This is a genomic window from Pseudomonas sp. MF08831, from assembly GCF_059862645.1.
Genome location: NZ_JCBCUX010000004.1, coordinates 493,463 through 510,304, shown reverse-complemented (window position 1 = coordinate 510,304; position 16,842 = coordinate 493,463). Strand labels below are relative to the sequence as shown.

15 protein-coding genes are annotated in these 16,842 nt (G+C 52.1%); 8 read left to right on the top strand and 7 right to left on the bottom strand.

Going from position 1 to position 16,842, the window contains the following annotated elements:
* The 6 genes from AC19YS_RS11455 to AC19YS_RS11430 form a co-directional block, all read right to left on the bottom strand.
* Nucleotides 1-210, bottom strand: coding sequence for a hypothetical protein (locus AC19YS_RS11455; RefSeq protein ID WP_010565144.1), 210 nt, complete (start codon nucleotides 208-210; stop codon nucleotides 1-3).
* A gap of 79 nt (nucleotides 211-289) precedes the next feature.
* Complete coding sequence (locus AC19YS_RS11450; RefSeq protein ID WP_010565145.1) at nucleotides 290-1,135, bottom strand: ParA family protein; 846 nt, start codon at nucleotides 1,133-1,135, stop codon at nucleotides 290-292.
* Nucleotides 1,136-1,140: 5 nt separating this feature from the next.
* On the bottom strand, nucleotides 1,141-1,365 hold the full coding sequence (locus tag AC19YS_RS11445; protein ID WP_010565146.1) for an AlpA family transcriptional regulator: 225 nt from the start codon (nucleotides 1,363-1,365) through the stop codon (nucleotides 1,141-1,143).
* A gap of 115 nt (nucleotides 1,366-1,480) precedes the next feature.
* The gene (locus tag AC19YS_RS11440; protein ID WP_010565147.1) at nucleotides 1,481-2,230 is read right to left on the bottom strand and encodes a caspase family protein; all 750 of its coding nucleotides are present in this window, start codon (nucleotides 2,228-2,230) and stop codon (nucleotides 1,481-1,483) included.
* Nucleotides 2,231-2,549: 319 nt separating this feature from the next.
* A complete protein-coding gene (locus AC19YS_RS11435; protein WP_010565148.1) occupies nucleotides 2,550-3,764 on the bottom strand; it encodes an aminopeptidase P family protein in 1,215 nt (404 codons plus the stop codon).
* A 114-nt stretch (nucleotides 3,765-3,878) separates the two neighbouring features.
* The gene (locus tag AC19YS_RS11430; protein WP_010565149.1) at nucleotides 3,879-4,805 is read right to left on the bottom strand and encodes a LysR substrate-binding domain-containing protein; all 927 of its coding nucleotides are present in this window, start codon (nucleotides 4,803-4,805) and stop codon (nucleotides 3,879-3,881) included.
* A 178-nt stretch (nucleotides 4,806-4,983) separates the two neighbouring features.
* Here AC19YS_RS11430 and AC19YS_RS11425 point away from each other — a divergent pair, with 178 nt between their 5' ends.
* From AC19YS_RS11425 to AC19YS_RS11395, 7 genes are all read left to right on the top strand, one after another.
* Nucleotides 4,984-5,835 (top strand): transporter substrate-binding domain-containing protein, encoded by an 852-nt coding sequence (locus AC19YS_RS11425; RefSeq protein WP_010565150.1) that lies wholly within the window; start codon nucleotides 4,984-4,986, stop codon nucleotides 5,833-5,835.
* 30 nt (nucleotides 5,836-5,865) lie between these two features.
* Nucleotides 5,866-6,516 carry an amino acid ABC transporter permease gene (locus AC19YS_RS11420; RefSeq protein WP_010565151.1) on the top strand — a complete coding sequence of 217 codons (651 nt, stop codon included), beginning with the start codon at nucleotides 5,866-5,868 and terminating at the stop codon, nucleotides 6,514-6,516.
* 9 nt (nucleotides 6,517-6,525) lie between these two features.
* On the top strand, nucleotides 6,526-7,185 hold the full coding sequence (locus AC19YS_RS11415) for an amino acid ABC transporter permease (protein WP_010565152.1): 660 nt from the start codon (nucleotides 6,526-6,528) through the stop codon (nucleotides 7,183-7,185).
* An 8-nt stretch (nucleotides 7,186-7,193) separates the two neighbouring features.
* Nucleotides 7,194-7,991, top strand: coding sequence for an amino acid ABC transporter ATP-binding protein (locus AC19YS_RS11410; RefSeq protein WP_034128263.1), 798 nt, complete (start codon nucleotides 7,194-7,196; stop codon nucleotides 7,989-7,991).
* Nucleotides 7,992-8,120: 129 nt separating this feature from the next.
* Nucleotides 8,121-8,753 carry a type 1 glutamine amidotransferase family protein gene (locus AC19YS_RS11405; RefSeq protein WP_010565154.1) on the top strand — a complete coding sequence of 211 codons (633 nt, stop codon included), beginning with the start codon at nucleotides 8,121-8,123 and terminating at the stop codon, nucleotides 8,751-8,753.
* An 890-nt stretch (nucleotides 8,754-9,643) separates the two neighbouring features.
* On the top strand, nucleotides 9,644-10,855 hold the full coding sequence (gene creA / locus AC19YS_RS11400) for a creatinase (protein ID WP_010565155.1): 1,212 nt from the start codon (nucleotides 9,644-9,646) through the stop codon (nucleotides 10,853-10,855).
* Between the two features lie 395 nt (nucleotides 10,856-11,250).
* Nucleotides 11,251-12,492 (top strand): MFS transporter, encoded by a 1,242-nt coding sequence (locus AC19YS_RS11395; protein WP_233095443.1) that lies wholly within the window; start codon nucleotides 11,251-11,253, stop codon nucleotides 12,490-12,492.
* An 86-nt stretch (nucleotides 12,493-12,578) separates the two neighbouring features.
* Here AC19YS_RS11395 and cahR read toward each other — a convergent pair whose 3' ends face one another.
* A complete protein-coding gene (cahR, locus tag AC19YS_RS11390) occupies nucleotides 12,579-13,598 on the bottom strand; it encodes a transcriptional regulator CahA (RefSeq protein ID WP_010565157.1) in 1,020 nt (339 codons plus the stop codon).
* Nucleotides 13,599-14,804: 1,206 nt separating this feature from the next.
* Between cahR and ltrA the strand changes: the two genes are divergently transcribed.
* Nucleotides 14,805-16,091, top strand: coding sequence for a group II intron reverse transcriptase/maturase (gene ltrA / locus AC19YS_RS11385; RefSeq protein ID WP_010565158.1), 1,287 nt, complete (start codon nucleotides 14,805-14,807; stop codon nucleotides 16,089-16,091).
* The last annotated feature ends 751 nt before the right edge of the window (nucleotides 16,092-16,842 follow it).

Below are 16,842 nucleotides of genomic sequence, written 5' to 3'. Positions count from 1 at the left end.
TTAACGTCGGCTACGTAAATGGTCACCGACCTCGAATTTCACGATTTCGGCAGTCCCTGAACCTTCGAAATGTTGGGAGAGTTCTGCGAGGAAACACACCATGGCCGAGCGCCCCCCTTGCAAACGAAAAGCCACGGTGCAGTACTTCTCGCAAGCCGCGTCGCGTGGTCGAATGGAAGGCTGAACAACGATAGGAAACTGATCCAACATTAGAAAACTCCTTACCAAGCTCTATTGGCTTCAAGGTCGATCAAAAAAAAATCGGTGAAATGCTGATTGGGCGATTTTTTTATCGAGGCTCCGCACACCTCATTACCGAAGAGATCGCTTCACGCCATTCAGGGAATAATTCGATGGCCAGCGCCTGCATGATTTCTAGCGCAGACTGCGAGCGCCGGCGTTTACTCGACGGGCGAGCGTCTATTCGGTGGACCGGTAAGCCTAGGGAGGCGGCATTGAGATACGCCACCCGATCCGGGATTACGGTGTCTAGAACCGAGATCTTGGTAGCCTCTGGGAAATTCTCGCGCAGGCTTCGGATGATCATCCGGGTGTCCAGCCGATTGACGTTCACTTGGTTCAGTAAGAGCCGCAACGGCGGCGGGTCGATGCCTAGATGACGAAACGGTTCGAGCTCACTCAGTAGTTTTAAGGTGCCCCGACGCATTTCGCGGGCAGCGAGCATTTCCGGCGTGATGGGAGAGAGGGCGAGATCGGAGGCCAAGATGGCCATTTCCAGCAGCACACTGCGGGCTCCCTGAGTATCAATCAAAAGCAGGTCATAATTGAGATGCAAATCGTTGAGCAAATTGTGTAGGCGTAGTCGTCCGTCAGGGGCATGTAGCAACAAGGTGCTCAGTCGACCTTGATCGTCATTAGAGAAAATCAGGTCGAGACCGACGACTGCAGTCCTAGAAATTATTCGTTCAGGTATTGTTAGATTGAGTGCAATGAGCTCGTACGCACCTGCCTGCGCTTTCTGGCTCAATGAATAATAACTGGAGAGGGTGGGTTGGCTATCCAGATCCAAGAGCAGAACACGGAGACCAGCATCGGCCAACAGGCCGCCGAGGTTCGCCGCTACTGTAGTTTTGCCTACACCACCCTTGGTGGAAACCACCGAGACCACGTGCATCACCCTCACTCCTGTTGTGAAAGGCGTTCTGCAATCCAGTGTTCGATTTCCAGAGAGTCCCAGCCGACCGCGCGCAGCCCGATACGCTTCGCCCGCGGGAACTTGCCTTCCTTCATCAGGTTGTAAATATGCGCACGTTTGAAGCCGGTTTTTAGTTCAACCTCTTCACGTCGCATGATGTGGCGTTGGGGTTGAGGCGCTTCGGGTTCGGGTACCGATGGGTTGGACATGCTAGTCACTCCTGGCGCCTGTTGGCGCGTGGTGGGAAGTGACTTGGATTGAATCGCACTAGCGCGGCTGAGTCATTGCACTGCAATCAAGCCCATTGCAACGCAATTGACTGGATCAGTTGTTTTTCTTGAGGCTACGATTGGCCACAGCAAACTTTTCATCCAGCGTCCGCTTGCTGAGGCCGGGCACATCTTTGTGACGGGCGACAATGGCGTCGACGATGGCTGCTTGATTCGTGAATACCGAAAGAGGTTTTCCGGCGGGCGAATGGTCCAAAAGAAGGCTGACCAATGCCCCGATCATATTGTGATAGGTCAGTTCACTACGCTCGCTGAGTTGACCATTCGTTTTGGCCAAGGCTTTGAGATCATCTCTTTCAAGTCCAATCGACTGGAGTTCTCCCAAGATTTCTTGAATGTGTTGCTGTTGCGCTTTCAACGCTCTCGATAACTCGTCTCGATCTGCTTTCACTGAAAGAAACGTTCCGAGACTGACCTTTGCAGATGTATCCTCACCGGACTCGAATAAAAAGCTGGGCTTATGGTCGGGATAATGAATTTCCATCCAGCGGCGTAAGTCTGAATGGCGTATGGTCAGCTGATAGGGCTCTACGTAGCTTCCCAAAGGAACAGAAACGCCGAGGCAGCCGTACGGCAGTTCTCCATTGCGTATGGCGTCTAAAATCCTTTCGACAGCGATGTGAAGATTGGGCCATCGGGGAAAGAGGGTTGCAAGGTTCTCAGGACGAGACCAATCCGCGTGCATAATTTGGGCTTCGTAGCGAGTGAGATTGCACCAGCGCAATGCTGCATCTATAGGGCGATAGAAGCTTTTGCTATGCGAATTAAAAACATTAATAGCCATAGCGTGACGGACCTCCATTCCTAATGGATAGGCCTCTCACCGACTATCAATATTCAAACTAGCGATTCATGCTAGCTGTTTCCTCCATCGACCAAATCGGTGAGGTCATTTAATTTCGAGTGCTACCAGAAAGCAATACCCGAGTAGCAATCGATTTTTTACGCGATCCAGAGCCACAATCTCGGTCTCTTAACCAAAAATTCGGGTTCTGATTAGGTATCCTCCACATGACCCAGAGGTGCAGATATCATTAATCAATGATGCAGATTCTTGATGTTTGGAACTTCTTGATCAATTGAACCGCTCTGGATGTTAATAGCTAGGGAAGATTGATTATATTGTGCTCAGGCCCAGAGCCTAATTTCGTAATATTTTCCGCACCCCTGTCATTTACAATGAGCACGCTGCCCTCTCGATATCCGCCAGCACCTTGCGTACCTTCCGGTAGCATTACCATTGGTGTCATCGATACCACCATGCCCGTTTCTAGCACCGTCTCGATATCTTCGCGTAATTCGAGCCCAGCCTCCCGTCCGTAATAGTGGCAAAGGACTCCATTTGAGTGACCGTAACCGAAAGTGCGATAATTGAGCAGATCCGCTTGTAGATAGATTTCATTTAGCTCTGCCGCAATATCGCAGCAACGAACCCCTGGTCTAATTATCTCTTGCCCGCGTTGGTGTACTTTGCAGTTGATTTCCCATATGCGACGCTGCTGGGCATTTGGCTCACCCAAAAAAGCCGTTCGTTCTAATGAAGAAAAATAGCCTGCGATCATCGGAAAACAGTTAACTGAAAGTATATCGCCGGATTTAACTCGACGACTGGTAACGGGATTATGGGCGCCATCAGTATTCAGGCCGGATTGAAACCACGTCCACGTGTCACGAAGCTCACAGTAAGGCATGCGCTTAGCAATTTCCCTGGTCATTGCAGCCGTCCCTGCAAGTGCTACCTCGTATTCAGGCACACCTTCAGATATCGCCTCTAAACAAGCCGCACCTCCTACGTCCGCTACGGCTGCACCAATACGAATCAGCTGGATTTCTTCGGTTGACTTGAACATGCGAATACGGTTGGTGCCAGGCGCGATGCCAATTAGTTCCGCATTGTCAAGAGCGGCTTCTACCTTGCGAAATTTATCGAGGGATAGATGATCGAACTCTACGCCTATACGGCGAGATTTTAATGGGATTGCTTTACGTAGAGCAACAAAATAGTTATCACGCTTCCAGTCTGTATAGACAAGATTATCTCCCCAGCTGCGGCGATAACCTTGGCCTCCATCAATATTGGTCGTGATAAGAATGGAGCTATCGTGCGTTACTACTAATGCGTAGCTACGCCCAAACTCGCAGTAGAGGAAGTCGCCAAAATAGTTTATGTTGTGTATTGAGCTCAATACAATGGCGTCCAAACTGGTGTTGGTCATATGCTGACGTAATAGTTGAAGGCGTCGGGACATTTCCTTCACACTGAAAGTAGACCGTGTTTTAGGTCCATTTTGAAGTGTAATGTAATTAGGCATGCTCATGCCGAGGTTCCTGTCTAGTGAAGGCAGCGCGTAGCATCTCCTTCACGCCCAATAGGAACAAATGACGATTTTTAATTCCGTACTATTAGCAGAGCTTATGGCTCAGGCAGATATCTAGCTACCTAGGTTCAAGCGCCGCTGTGACAGGTGCTGCTCCACCTCGCTCTTAATCCACTTCTTCAGCGCCTGAACCCTAGGGCGGTCTTCATGGATGCTAGGGTGCACTAGCCATACTTGGCCATCTTGCATTACCTCAGGGAACGGCCTGACCAAAGTACCGTTTGCTATCTCTTTGGCACACAGCGAATGCCGCATTAACGCGACCCCCTGGCCATCACAAGCCGCCTGCAACACAAGGTCTGCCCGCGAAAATGAGCAGCCTCCACGGGTATTGATATCGTAGCGGCTGTGCCGGGAGAAAAAAGCGTCCCAGTTGGTGCTGTAGGCAGCGTGAGGCATAGAGTCATGTAACAAGATCGTCTGACACAAATCACCATAATCTTTGATTTCTAATCGTGCCAACAAATCCGCGCTGGCTACTGGATAAACGAGGTCATCGAATAGGTGTAGCTGAGAGAGCTTGGCATTGTCAGTCCAAGCGCAGCTGATTGCCAAGTCGACGCCGTCGCTATTGAAATTAGGGGTACTCAGATCCGCTTCTACCTCCAACTGTATGCCAGGGTAGGCTTGATTGAAGGATGGCATCCGCGGCAGCAACCACTTGCTAGCGAAGGAGGGCATCACGCGCACTTTTAGCGTGCCACTTAGCTCTTCATCTCCAATTTGGTGCAAAGTCGTTCCTAAAAGCCTCAACGCTTGGTCGACTCCGATGTGCAAGCGTTCACCGCGGTGCGTAAGCCTCAAGCCCCTAGGCAGGCGATAAAAAAGCTCATAGCCCAGTTCCTGCTCAAGCGCTTGAATCTTCTGGCTTACAGCGCTTTGTGTAAGGAACAGGTCTTTTGATGCGCGAGTGAAGCTCAAGTGCCGTGCAGCAGCATCGAAGTAGCGCAATCCCTCAAGAGAAGGTAGGGCACGAGACATGACGAGGCTCCAGCAGTTGGGATTTTACCAGTACAAGCATGAGTCATGCCGACATTAGTAAACCTAATGAGTCGACGTTAAAAATAGCCGTTTGTTCATGATTTCGGTTGTGGACATGCTGTGTGAGCGCCAACCGATTCGCCCACTTCTACTCGTAACTCATCGAAAGGATCGCGTCATGAGACCACTGTACTCGCTGCTGACTCCATTGTTAGTTGGCACTTTAGCGTCCTTTGCAGCTGCTGAGGCTAAGGCTGATTTACTTTCTGACATCAAGGGGCGTGGCGAGATTGTCGTCGCAACCGAAGCACGTTATGCGCCTTTTGAGATGATCGAGGACGGTAAAATTGTCGGGTACGGGAAAGACTTGCTCGACGCGATTATGCTTGATTTGCCCGGGGTCAAACTTAAACAATTAGATGTGCCATTTCAGGGCATACTTCCTGGATTATCCAGCAAAAGATTCGACTTCGTTGCCACGTCACTTACTATAACTAAGGCGCGAGCAGAAAGTTTTGCTTTTACCTTGCCTTTTTCCACTGCTAGTGTGGCAGTATTGAAGCGTAAAGGAGACGCTCGGATCAATAGTGCCGAAGATTTGATTGGCATGGTAGTAGGAAGTCAAGCTGGAGCCCCACAAATCGACGTGCTCAAGGAGTATGAGCGGACTGTACTGCAGCCTACGAAGAACTCGGGCGTGAAAGAAATCAAGGCATTTATGGACTATAATGAGGCTTATGCGGCTTTGGCCTCCCGTCGCGTCGATGCAGTCGTTCAATCCCTACCCAATCTCGCGCCTTTAATCAAGGAACGTGGAGATGTATTTGAAATTGTACAGCCTCCCTTCGGACCGCCGACATACTATGCGTGGGCCGGTCGTAAAGATGCTGACAGCGCCTCTCTTGTTAAATTCTTCAGTGACGGTATTGCAAAGCTGAACGCAAGTGGTGAGTTAGCCAAGCTCCAGCGCAAATGGTTCGGCTTCGAAATGCCTCTACCTACTGATGCTGTTCCAGCACCGATAAACTGAATGCAGTAATGCTAGTCGGGAAAATTAGGTATGTTTGATTTAACAGCTACAGCCCACTATTTGCCACAGCTTTTGGCAGGCCTGTTTACCACACTATGGGTATCTTTGACCGCTATTGCGTTAGGGCTGGTGGTGGGCTGGGCTGTTTGCCTTGGTCTGATGGGTGAGCATAGGTGGCTCCGGATGTTCTGCGCTGCTTATGTAAGCTTCTTTCGAGGCACGCCTTTGTTGGTACAGCTTGTTCTAGTATTTTATGCACTGCCTTCTATTGGGATAAGTTTACCTCCACTGGCCGCCGCGATTGTCGCGTTAACTTTGAATAGTGGAGCCTTCCAGGGTGAAATATTGCGCTCCGGTTTCCAGCTTCTGCCATACGGTCAAACTGAGGCGGCCAGAGATCTTGGTCTGTCGCGCTGGCAAGCATTGATTTATATTAAAACACCCCAGGTGTTGAAGGCCATGTTGCCTGCTCTTGTAAACGAAACTATCGATATCATTAAAAATTCCTCATTGATTTCTGCTGTCGCTGTACATGAGCTTATGAGGACAGCTCAAACCCTTGCCTCAACTACCTACCGCCCCATCGAATTCTTTATCGTGACTGGACTGCTTTACTTGGCCCTAACAATGGCGACTGGACGGGTGGGTAACTGGCTGGAAGCTAGGCTAAAAATTGCATAGGAGGTGCCTTTGATTGGCATTGGTCTGTTTGACGAGTACGGTGGCTCAATCCTAGCCGGGATTTGCGTTACGCTGAAAATGAGTATTGGGGGAATTGCGCTGGGGATGGTTTTAGGCCTGGCGTTACAGAGTTTTTACAAGCCTAATAACAAACCAGCTGCCTTTTTATATCAGCTGTATTTAAATGTTTTTCGGGGTACGCCGCTTCTTCTACAATTATTTTTGGTTTTCTATGGGGGACCATACATAGGTATTGACTGGACTGCAGAAACCGTAGGATTGATAGGTCTAGGGTTGTATGGTGCAGCCTATTTTGCAGAGATATTTCGTGCTGGACGTGAGTCAATTCCAAAAGGTCAACTCGAAGCTGCAAGAGATCTGGGACTGACAGGTACCCAGGCATTTCGAGTTGTGCTGTGGCCGCAGATGATGGCTCGGTGCGTACCAGCAGTTGTCGGGCAGACGATAATTCTACTAAAAGAGTCGTCTGTTTTGTCGATTATAACAGTCGCTGAGTTAACTAATGTGGCGATGACAATTGCTGTTCAGAGCTACTCGATGCTGGAACCATATACGATATTGGCGTTGACGTATTGGGCTATTGCCATTGTACTAGCTGGCATTGGCTCCAGAGCTGAGCGTCATTTTAAAAACTATCTGCAGCGCTGAGGTTATGCATGTCCAATTCATACGCTATAGAAATTCGTGATTTGCAAAAAAGCTATGGCCAGCATGAAGTGCTCAAAGGCATTTCACTCACCGTCGCAAAAGGCGAGGTTGTTAGCATCATCGGAGGTTCTGGATCTGGTAAATCAACGTTGCTGAGATGTATAAACTTTCTTGAGGAATATGACGGTGGTGAGGTATTGGTAAATAACCGCCTTATTGGTTACGGAAGCTCTGTTACTGGAGGTTTGTACCAATTACCCGAAAACACAATCCAGAGTTCGCTTCGCAAGGTGTGCATGGTTTTTCAACAGTTCAATTTATGGCCGCATATGCGTGTTCTTGATAATGTTGCCACCCCCCTGAGGCTTGTAAAAAAAATGCCGAAACTTGCGGCATATGCAATGGCGGAGGCCCAGCTTGAAAAGGTCGGTCTCGCTCATAAGGCTTCCAGCTACCCGAGTCAACTCTCCGGAGGTCAACAGCAACGGGTGGCAATAGCCAGAGCGTTGGCGATGGAACCCAGCATTATGCTGTTTGACGAGCCTACCTCAGCTTTAGACCCCGAATTAGTAGGAGAGGTGCTCAATGTCATTAAGGACGTTGCGAGTGAAGGTATGACATTAGTTATCGTGACGCATGAGATGGGATTTGCGGCAAAGGTATCGGATAAAGTCGTCTTTCTCGCTGATGGTCGCGTAGAGGAACAGGGACCTCCTAGCCAAATATTTGGGGCTCCCACCAGCCCTCGCTTACTTCAGTTCCTTACGTCATGGAATGAGCGGCAGAATGGTGGCAGTGTAAATTGAATTGCATTTACATCAATATGGTCTTACTTTGTGATCAAACTATCATTTGATCTCTTTCCAGAAGCATTAGATGCTAAATATTATCTTGTGCGGTGTTGCGTTTAAGCATGGTACTGAGGATGCAGAAAAGTGTCTAAATTCCCTGGCGGTGAGTTGCATATTGTGAAATTTGGATTCTTGCTCTCTGAGGGGTTTGACCTATATTCATTAGCGAATGCTATACAGCCATTACGATCCGCTAATCATGTAGCAGGCTTTCAGCTTTGTGAGTGGCAAATTCTCAGTTTAGAAGGGGGCACGCTTAACGCAAGCAGCGGCATAGCTACCGAGACTACTCGGCTGGACCATGCGCAGTTATTTAATGTGTTGATCCTGTGTACCGCGGAGAATCTACATTCCGATGCGGATTACGATGCTGTCATGCAGCGGCTGGACCATTGGATCACCGAGCCTGTTAATCTGGGGGCCTTCGGCGGTGCGGGCTGGTTGTTGGCAATGAGTGGCGCGCTAAATGGTTTTCGTTGCAGCCTACCTGAAACAGGGTATTCCCAGCACCTCGGTATTTACAAAGACATCAAATTTGTTACCGCGCCATTCTGTGTCGACCGTGGACGCCTGACATGTATTGGCCGCCAAGCTGTTCAAGGGCTCATGTGCGAATTTCTAGCACAAGAGTATGGGCGGTATATTATGTTAGAAGTTGAAAAGAATCTGGCAGTCAAATCAGGCGCAAGTGGTACGATTCCCCAGGTCCGAACTTAATTCCAGATAATCGTTGTGAGCTGGCTTATCGATGTAAATTAAGAGACAGAACCCTGGGTTTTTTTGTGTGGCCGATTCGAAAGTGCTCAACCGTTCGCATATCAATGTTATTTACTTCTCGACCGAAATTATCCATCACCAAGCTTGTTTCGGTAATCTCTCTAGCATCGTGGCCACCCTTGTCCCGAGATTGATCGGGCTAGAATGAAGATCTGCCTCGGCAAGAATGTTATCGTCTATATCATGATATCCGCTGATGAATTGCATCCCTCGCCCATTCTGGAAGCCGGTCTGCACATCTGAGATGTGTTGGGCTACTCGGAACTCAAGCGTTTTTTCGCTCTGATCACCGATAACAGCGCAAATACGCTGCACTTGGCAGACCCCTACAGGCTAGCGGTTAGGCGGCCTGCTCATGTTTGATCCTGTCCGCCCCAGGCGACTACGTAATAATCTGTAGTCTGATGTCGCTCCACAAAGCAGAGTCCTGATGCAGCGCAGCTCGGCGCGCATGGAGTTATTCTCCGGTTGAACCGTTTGTGTCAGTAAATGTTGCATCTCCTTCCCCTATGACCGCTCGCCTCACCCAGAGAAGACCCATGCACTCGAACTCGCTCGCTTCGTTGCGCTGGTCACCTATCGTCAGCATCTAAGCTGCGTTTATGACTCGATATCGACGGTCGAGATCGTCCATGGACATATGTCATCCAAAACATCGCGGTGTGTAGCGCTTTTTGATTAGCCCTGAGTTCCCCTTCGAAAATAGCGGGTCTGGTCAATTACAGGTCGGATTCGCACAAAAAATCCTACTTCGCATCTGTTCGAATGATCTTCAGCGGCCAGCCAGAGTGGCGTCTTACGTCGCTGAATCAACGACAAGGATAAATGACATGCAAATGCCTAAAACCATCCAGATCAAGAACGGCGAAAAAGTGAAATCGACGTTTTCGGTTGAGGAATACGCCAATCGACAGGCCAAATTGCGAGCGTATCTATCGCAAAACAATATTGATGCGGCAGTTTTCACGTCCTATCACAACATAAACTACTACAGCGATTTCCTGTTTTGCTCCTTCGGCCGCCCGTACGCGCTGGTCGTTACCCAAGACAGTGCCGTTACTATCAGCGCCAACATCGATGGCGGTCAGCCTTGGCGCCGCACCGTGGGTACTGAAAACATCGTTTACACCGACTGGCAGCGCGACAATTATTTCGTCGCGATCCAGCAAGCATTGCCGAAAGCTGGACGCATTGGCATCGAATTTGACCATCTGAACCTGCTCAATCGCGACAAACTTGCCAGTCGTTACCCGCAGGCCGAATTGGTGGACATCGGCGCACCTTGTATGCGTATGCGCATGATCAAATCCGCCGAAGAGCATGCAATCATCCGCCATGGTGCCCGCGTGGCAGACATCGGTGGCGCAGCAATCGTGGAAGCCTTGCGTGATCAGGTGCCGGAGTATGAAGTCGCCCTGCATGCTACCCAGGCAATGGTGCGAGAAATTGCCCGCACCTTCCCGGACTCGGAACTGATGGACACCTGGACCTGGTTCCAGTCTGGCATCAACACCGACGGTGCACATAACCCGGTGACCTCGCGCAAGGTTAACAAAGGCGACATCCTGAGCCTCAATTGCTTCCCGATGATCGCTGGTTATTACACTGCGCTGGAACGCACAATGTTCCTGGGCCATTGCTCCGACGAGCATCTGCGTTTGTGGGAAGTGAACGTTAAAGTGCACGAGGCCGGCCTGAAACTAATCAAGCCGGGCATGCGCTGCTGTGATATCGCCCTGCAACTTAACGAGATTTTCCTTGAGCACGATCTTCTGCAATACCGCACTTTCGGCTACGGCCACTCCTTCGGTACGCTGAGCCATTACTATGGCCGCGAAGCTGGGCTGGAACTGCGCGAGGACATCGACACGGTATTAGAGCCGGGGATGGTGGTTTCTATTGAGCCGATGATCATGCTGCCTGAAGGCCTTCCGGGTGCGGGCGGTTACCGCGAACACGACATATTGATCGTCAACGAGCAGGGTGGGGAGAACATCACCAAATTCCCGTATGGCCCGGAACACAACATCATCAAGAAGTGAGATTACGCGCCGCACAGTGAACCTGTGCGGCGTTCTCTTTTATTAGTGGCAAACGTGTAGAAAAAACCGTCCCGGCGGCTGAGTTAAACGGAAAAAGCAACGTATGCACGATAATATCGCGCATCATTTACTGACCCTAAACCCTGCCAAGTAAAACAATAGAGGGTATTTGTCATGTTCTACGTCATGATTCCGGCCACTGGCTCAAACCAAACCAACTTCCATACCGCTTCAGGTAGCGATACAGCGTTGCCTCTTCATTCCGATAATTGCACCTCTACCACCGGAGGTTCGCAATGAGCACCTGAAGCGCAAGTCTGACGCCGATCCTGGACCAGCAGCTTGAACAGGTGTCCGAGCGCAAGGCACTGCGGCGCGCGGCCAGTGCCAGTTTCATGGGCAACTTCGTCGAATGGTTCGACTACGCAGCCTACGGCTATCTGGCAACCGTTATTGCACTGACGTTTTTTCCTCAGACCGACAAGGCGACCGGTCTGCTGGCAACCTTCGCGGTGTTTGCGCTGTCGTTTATCGTCCGACCGCTGGGAGGGCTAGTCTGGGGGCACTTCGGAGACAAATACGGGCGGCGCAGCGCATTGTCATGGTCGATTCTGATCATGTCAGTCTCGACCTTCTGCATCGGTATCCTGCCGACTTACAACCATATTGGTCTGTGGGCATCGGCTCTGTTGTTCCTAATCCGCTTGTTTCAGGGCTTTTCCGCTTCCGGAGAGTACGCCGGTGCATCAGCCTTTCTGGCCGAGTATGCCCCCGAGGGTAAACGCGGTTTGTATACCAGCATCGTGCCTGCGAGCACTGCTGCCGGCTTGTTGTTCGGAGCAGTGTTCGTGGCCGGTCTGCATTCGTGGATGAGCGTTGAGGATCTGCACAGCTGGGGCTGGCGTTTGCCCTTTCTGTTGGCGGCACCGTTCGGTCTAGTCGGGCGTTACATTCGCATGAGTTTGCAAGACACACCCAAATTTCTGGAGATGGAAAAACGCCTCGAGGCCAAGGAATGCGCGACCCACGCTCCAGTTCGCGAACTTTTGACCTTGCACCGGCGTAGCGTGATTACCGGGATCGGTGTGACATGCCTGAATGCGGTGGCGTTCTACCTGTTGCTCAGTTATATGCCGACCTACCTGTCCACCGAGATGGGCATGAGCGAGAGTGATTCGTTCATGGCGTCAACGGTGTCGTTGGCGACCTATATCGGGCTGATTTTCCTGATGGGCAAACTGTCTGATCTGTTCGGACGAAAGACCATGTTGCTGACCGCGTCGGTGCTGTTCCTAGCCCTTACATGGCCGCTGTTTGGCATGCTGAACAACCAGCCGCTGGTCGTCATTCTAATGATCCAGATCGCTTTTGGCGCGATCTTGGCGATGAATGATGGCACCTTGCCGTGCTTCCTCGCCGAGATATTCCCGACCCGCGTGCGTTTCAGCGGTTTTGCCTTTAGCTTCAATATCGCCAATGCGGTTTTCGGCGGCACTGCGCCCTTTATTGCGACCTGGCTGATTCAATTGACCGGTAACAAAATGGCGCCAGCCTGGTATCTACTGGCGGCCGCTGCCGTTGCTTTGATTGCCATGCTCGCCAGTCGCGAGACCGCGCATAAAGCCTTGCAGGATTGACCAGCACCATCACTACCCTGTATAGGCCGAGCATGCTCTGATCGCGTCCTTGAGGTCGCCGTGACGAACAGGCTCGGCTCCTACAATCAATGCACGGCAGCCACTTTTTTTCGTTCACTTATGGGCGATATGCCGAAGAAACGGCTGTAGCATTTGGAGAAGTGCGCTGGGGAGACAAATCCGCAAGCTAGGGCAATGTCGCGCACTTGCGACTCGCTGCGCAATAGCAATTGCCGCGCTCGCGAAAGACGCAGCTCCAGGTAATACTGACTCGGTGTGCGTTGCAGGTGCTTGTGAAATAGGCGTTCCAATTGCCGCACCGATACTTCGTTCAACCGCGCGAGCTCCTCAAGGCTCAATGGCTCATCGAGATTGGCTTCCATGATTGCCACCATCTGGCTGAGCTTAGGTTGGGACGTGCCCAGTTTCTGTCGTAATGGGACGCGTTGCTGTTCCTGTGCGCCCCGTACCCGATCACACAGTAGCAACTCGGCCGCATGTGCTGCGATGTCCCGACCACCGGGTTCGCGGGCAATCAACTGTAGTGTCATGTCCATAGAGGCGACGCCACCGGAGCAGGTGTAGCGATCACGATCGAGCTCGAATAACTGGTTGGAAATAATGATCCCCGGAAAACGCTCCTTCAGGGCTTCGATATCTTCCCAGTGAATCGTGCAGCGATAACCCTTGAGCAAATTAGCGCGCGCCAATAAGTGGCTCCCAGTGCAAATACCACCTAGTGGCACCTGATCATGCGCCAGCTTGCGTAGCCAGTTGAGTAACGGTTGACTGCTGTGATTAGAGACGATCGGGTTTGATCCGACAACAAACAGAATATCTAGTTTTGGTGCATCGGTGATGGTGTAGTCGGGCAGGATGCGCATGCCGTTGCTGGCCGTGACCGGGTCCATGTTCGCTGCGATGATAACCGTGCGGAACATCGGTTGACGCGCCGCCATATTGGCTATGCGCAATGTTTCCACGGCGGAGGCGAAGCCGATAGTGGTGAAATTTGGTATGACCAGAAAACCTACGGTTTTCACTGGCCGTGGTTCATTAGCCGAACGTCCCGCCGCGGGGGGGAGCGCCGCCTGGAGTTTCGCCATTGTTCGCACTCCTCAACTGCATAAGTGACGCGCTTTGCGGCAATATGCCGACGTTCGCAACATCATTTTGTTTCTACGAGGGTTAACCCCGCTTTCAGTCTTAGGATCTTACTCCGAGTGTCCGATCAATAGACAAAGCGATACCTGCTTGCACTCAAGGTTTTCCTTGGGGGTCGATTTGAAGCCGGTCGATCCGACCAAATGGCTACGGAAGGGAATGTCCATCGCATGTATGCAGTTACCGAGCAAATCCCACCGCCAGTAGGGCCAAATATCGAGCAGTGTATACGGAATGCTGCTTCATTCTCACCCTGGCCCATCGCCAATCTATATCGAGACAAAATTTGTGGTTTGGTGCAAAGGCGAGCTTGCTTGGATGCGTCGCTTGCTTCCTGCGGGGGGCACTGATCTAGGTGTCGTCCCCTAGCATTACCTGGAAACACGGAACCTTCCCCCGACGCTGGCCATCGACACGCCGGGTTGCAGGCATTCCTGGACTATCTGGGCTTTAAGGGGTTTGGGCTAAGACGTTCTTCGGCGCATGGGAATCCTGACGATAAGAGTGATGGTGTCCACGTATTTTTAGGTGGAGAACATCGCCCTTTGCTGGGATCGGGTAGGTGACTTTGCCGGACGGTTAGAGCGCCAGTTAAAGCTGGCAGAGGATAGTCGATGAAAGTTCGATACTGGTAAGAAATGGCGAATCAACCAGACCCCGAGTCATGCATGTTGCACCGTGAGGTGCAGGGTGAAGCGTTGACAGGGGAAACCGATGGGCCAGCCATTGAGCCGCGTAATCAGGAATTCGGGATGCCGATGCTGTTAACCGAAGCAGAAGGCAATACGGAGCATGGCGTTATACGCCAGTCATGCTCTGATCCCGCGCGGTCGGAGACCCTGTGCACGTCGGGAAGTCCTTTGCACAGAAACTGGGAGATCTCAGCGGTGCCCGGTGCGCAAGCACCGGGCGGAGGAGGAAAGGCCAAAAGCCGTAACCCTGCTGCCTACGTCGCTGAGAAGTCGGATACGTCCGTAGTACCTGAGAAGCCATCGAACAAGGGGCCAAGCCCTGCGGAGATAGTGGAGGAAAGGGACGTAGCCAAGGGAAACACCGACACGTCCCCCGCGCCCCGGACACAGAGTCGGATCAGTTGCGCGTCGATGGGACTTGAAGGTGTACGTGAAGCAGCCCGAAGGAACAAGGGCATGCAGTTCACGGCATTGCTGCACCACATCACACCGCAGTTATTGGCGCAGAGCTTCTATGCCTTGCGCCGCGATGCAGCGGTGGGCGTGGACGGCATGTCGTGGCGAGAATATGAGGAAGGTCTTCTCCAGCGGGTGACCGATTTGCACGCAAGGCTCCACAGTGGAGCCTATCGGGCAACGCCATCGCGGCGGGTGTACATTCCCAAAGCCGATGGCAGGCAGCGCCCGTTGGGCATTGACTCTTTGGAGGACAAGATTGTACAGCAGGCGGTTATTACCGTTCTGAATGCGATCTATGAAGAGGACTTTCTTGGATTCTCGTATGGGTTTCGACCGGGCCGCAGTCAGCACGATGCGCTGGCTGCGTTAACGGTCGCGCTGAAAAGCCAAAAGGTGAACTGGATACTTGATGCGGATATCACGTCGTTCTTTGATGAGATCGACCATGAATGGATGCTGATGTTTCTGGGACACCGAATTGCAGACCGGCGCTTGCTCGGGCTTATCTGCAAATGGCTTCAAGCGGGCGTTGTGGAGGATGGCCGTAGGGTGGCTGCGACCAAGGGGACGCCCCAAGGCGCAGTGATATCGCCGCTGCTGGCGAATATCTATCTTCACTACGTGCTGGATCTATGGGCAAGGCAGTGGCGCGAGCGCCACGCCCGTGGCGATGTGATTGTCGTGCGCTACGCGGATGACAGTGTGGTGGGGTTCAGGACGAAAGTGCAGGCTCAGCAGTTTCTGGTGCAGTTGCAGGAACGGTTGGCCAGGTTCGGCCTATCGCTCAACGCCTTGAAAACACGACTGATCGAGTTTGGTCGTTTTGCTGTGACGAATCGCAGGAAACGAGGTTTGAGAAAACCGGAGACTTTTGATTTTCTGGGTTTCACCCACTGTTGTAGTGTCAGCCGACGCGGTGACTTCCAAGTACTGCGACTGACTGTCAAAAAGCGTATGCGTGCGACGCTTCTTGCTATCCGTGAGGAGTTGAGTCGCCGGCGTCATGACCTTGTCCGGGTTCAAGGGCAATGGCTCAAACGTGTGGTGAGCGGTTACTTCAATTACCACGCGGTACCGGGGAACCTGATACGTCTTAGCGGTTTTCGTTTGGCGGTATGCCGTCTCTGGCGGCAAGCCCTTAAGCGACGCAGCCAGCGTAATCGGCTTCAATGGTCACGGTACGGACGCCTTGCCGATCTCTACATCCCGAGACCTAGAAATGCACATCCTTACCCTGAGGATCGCTTTGCGTCACATACCCGAGGCAGGAGCCGTATGCGGTAGTTCCGCACGTACGGATCTGTGCGGGGGGCGGCAGGTAACTGCCGTTCCTACCGCGACCGCTCTTCCGCCCCTTCGGGCACACCCGGCGTGAACCGCAACGGTCCGGCGAGTCACCGCAGCCGCCCGGGTGCCACAGCCATGGCCCAGTGGTGCGCATACGGCGCTGGCTCGGCCGCACCAATCGCGGCCGGCGCCACAACCAGCACTCCATAGTACGAGGTACCTGCACCGGGAGCATCGGCAACGGCCGCTGAAGACGGTGCAGTGCTAGCTTGCACGCAAGGGCTGTCTGGCTAAAGAAGGCGATCGGTTAGCAGCCTGATCCGAGCAAGTGAATGCAGGGGAAAAGTCCACCGCATGTATGTTTTAACCTGCCAGGTCACGCCACCAGCTGTGCTTAAACACCAAGCAGTTTAGGCGGTATTTTGCTGGAATTCTCGCCTGGCCCTGCGTCGGACGATATAAAGAGCGATTTTCGGTCTCGCCCAAATATGAGTTTGCGTGGGTGTACTGCTTGCATCCTGCACGGGTGGCTGATCAATGCTCATACCGTTAGCCTAACCCGTTAAAATTCTACCTCACACAAAGCCTTGAGGTCGTGCAGGGACTCGCAATACGTCAGACATCCGTCTCACCTCCGTCACTGGCGTTAGCCCATGCCCATGCCGTTACTTGTCGTAGGGGTTGTCAGAACAATGCCTCAATGGAGCGGGTGATCCTGGTTTGAAAACTGAGGGTATCGGTAGTGGGG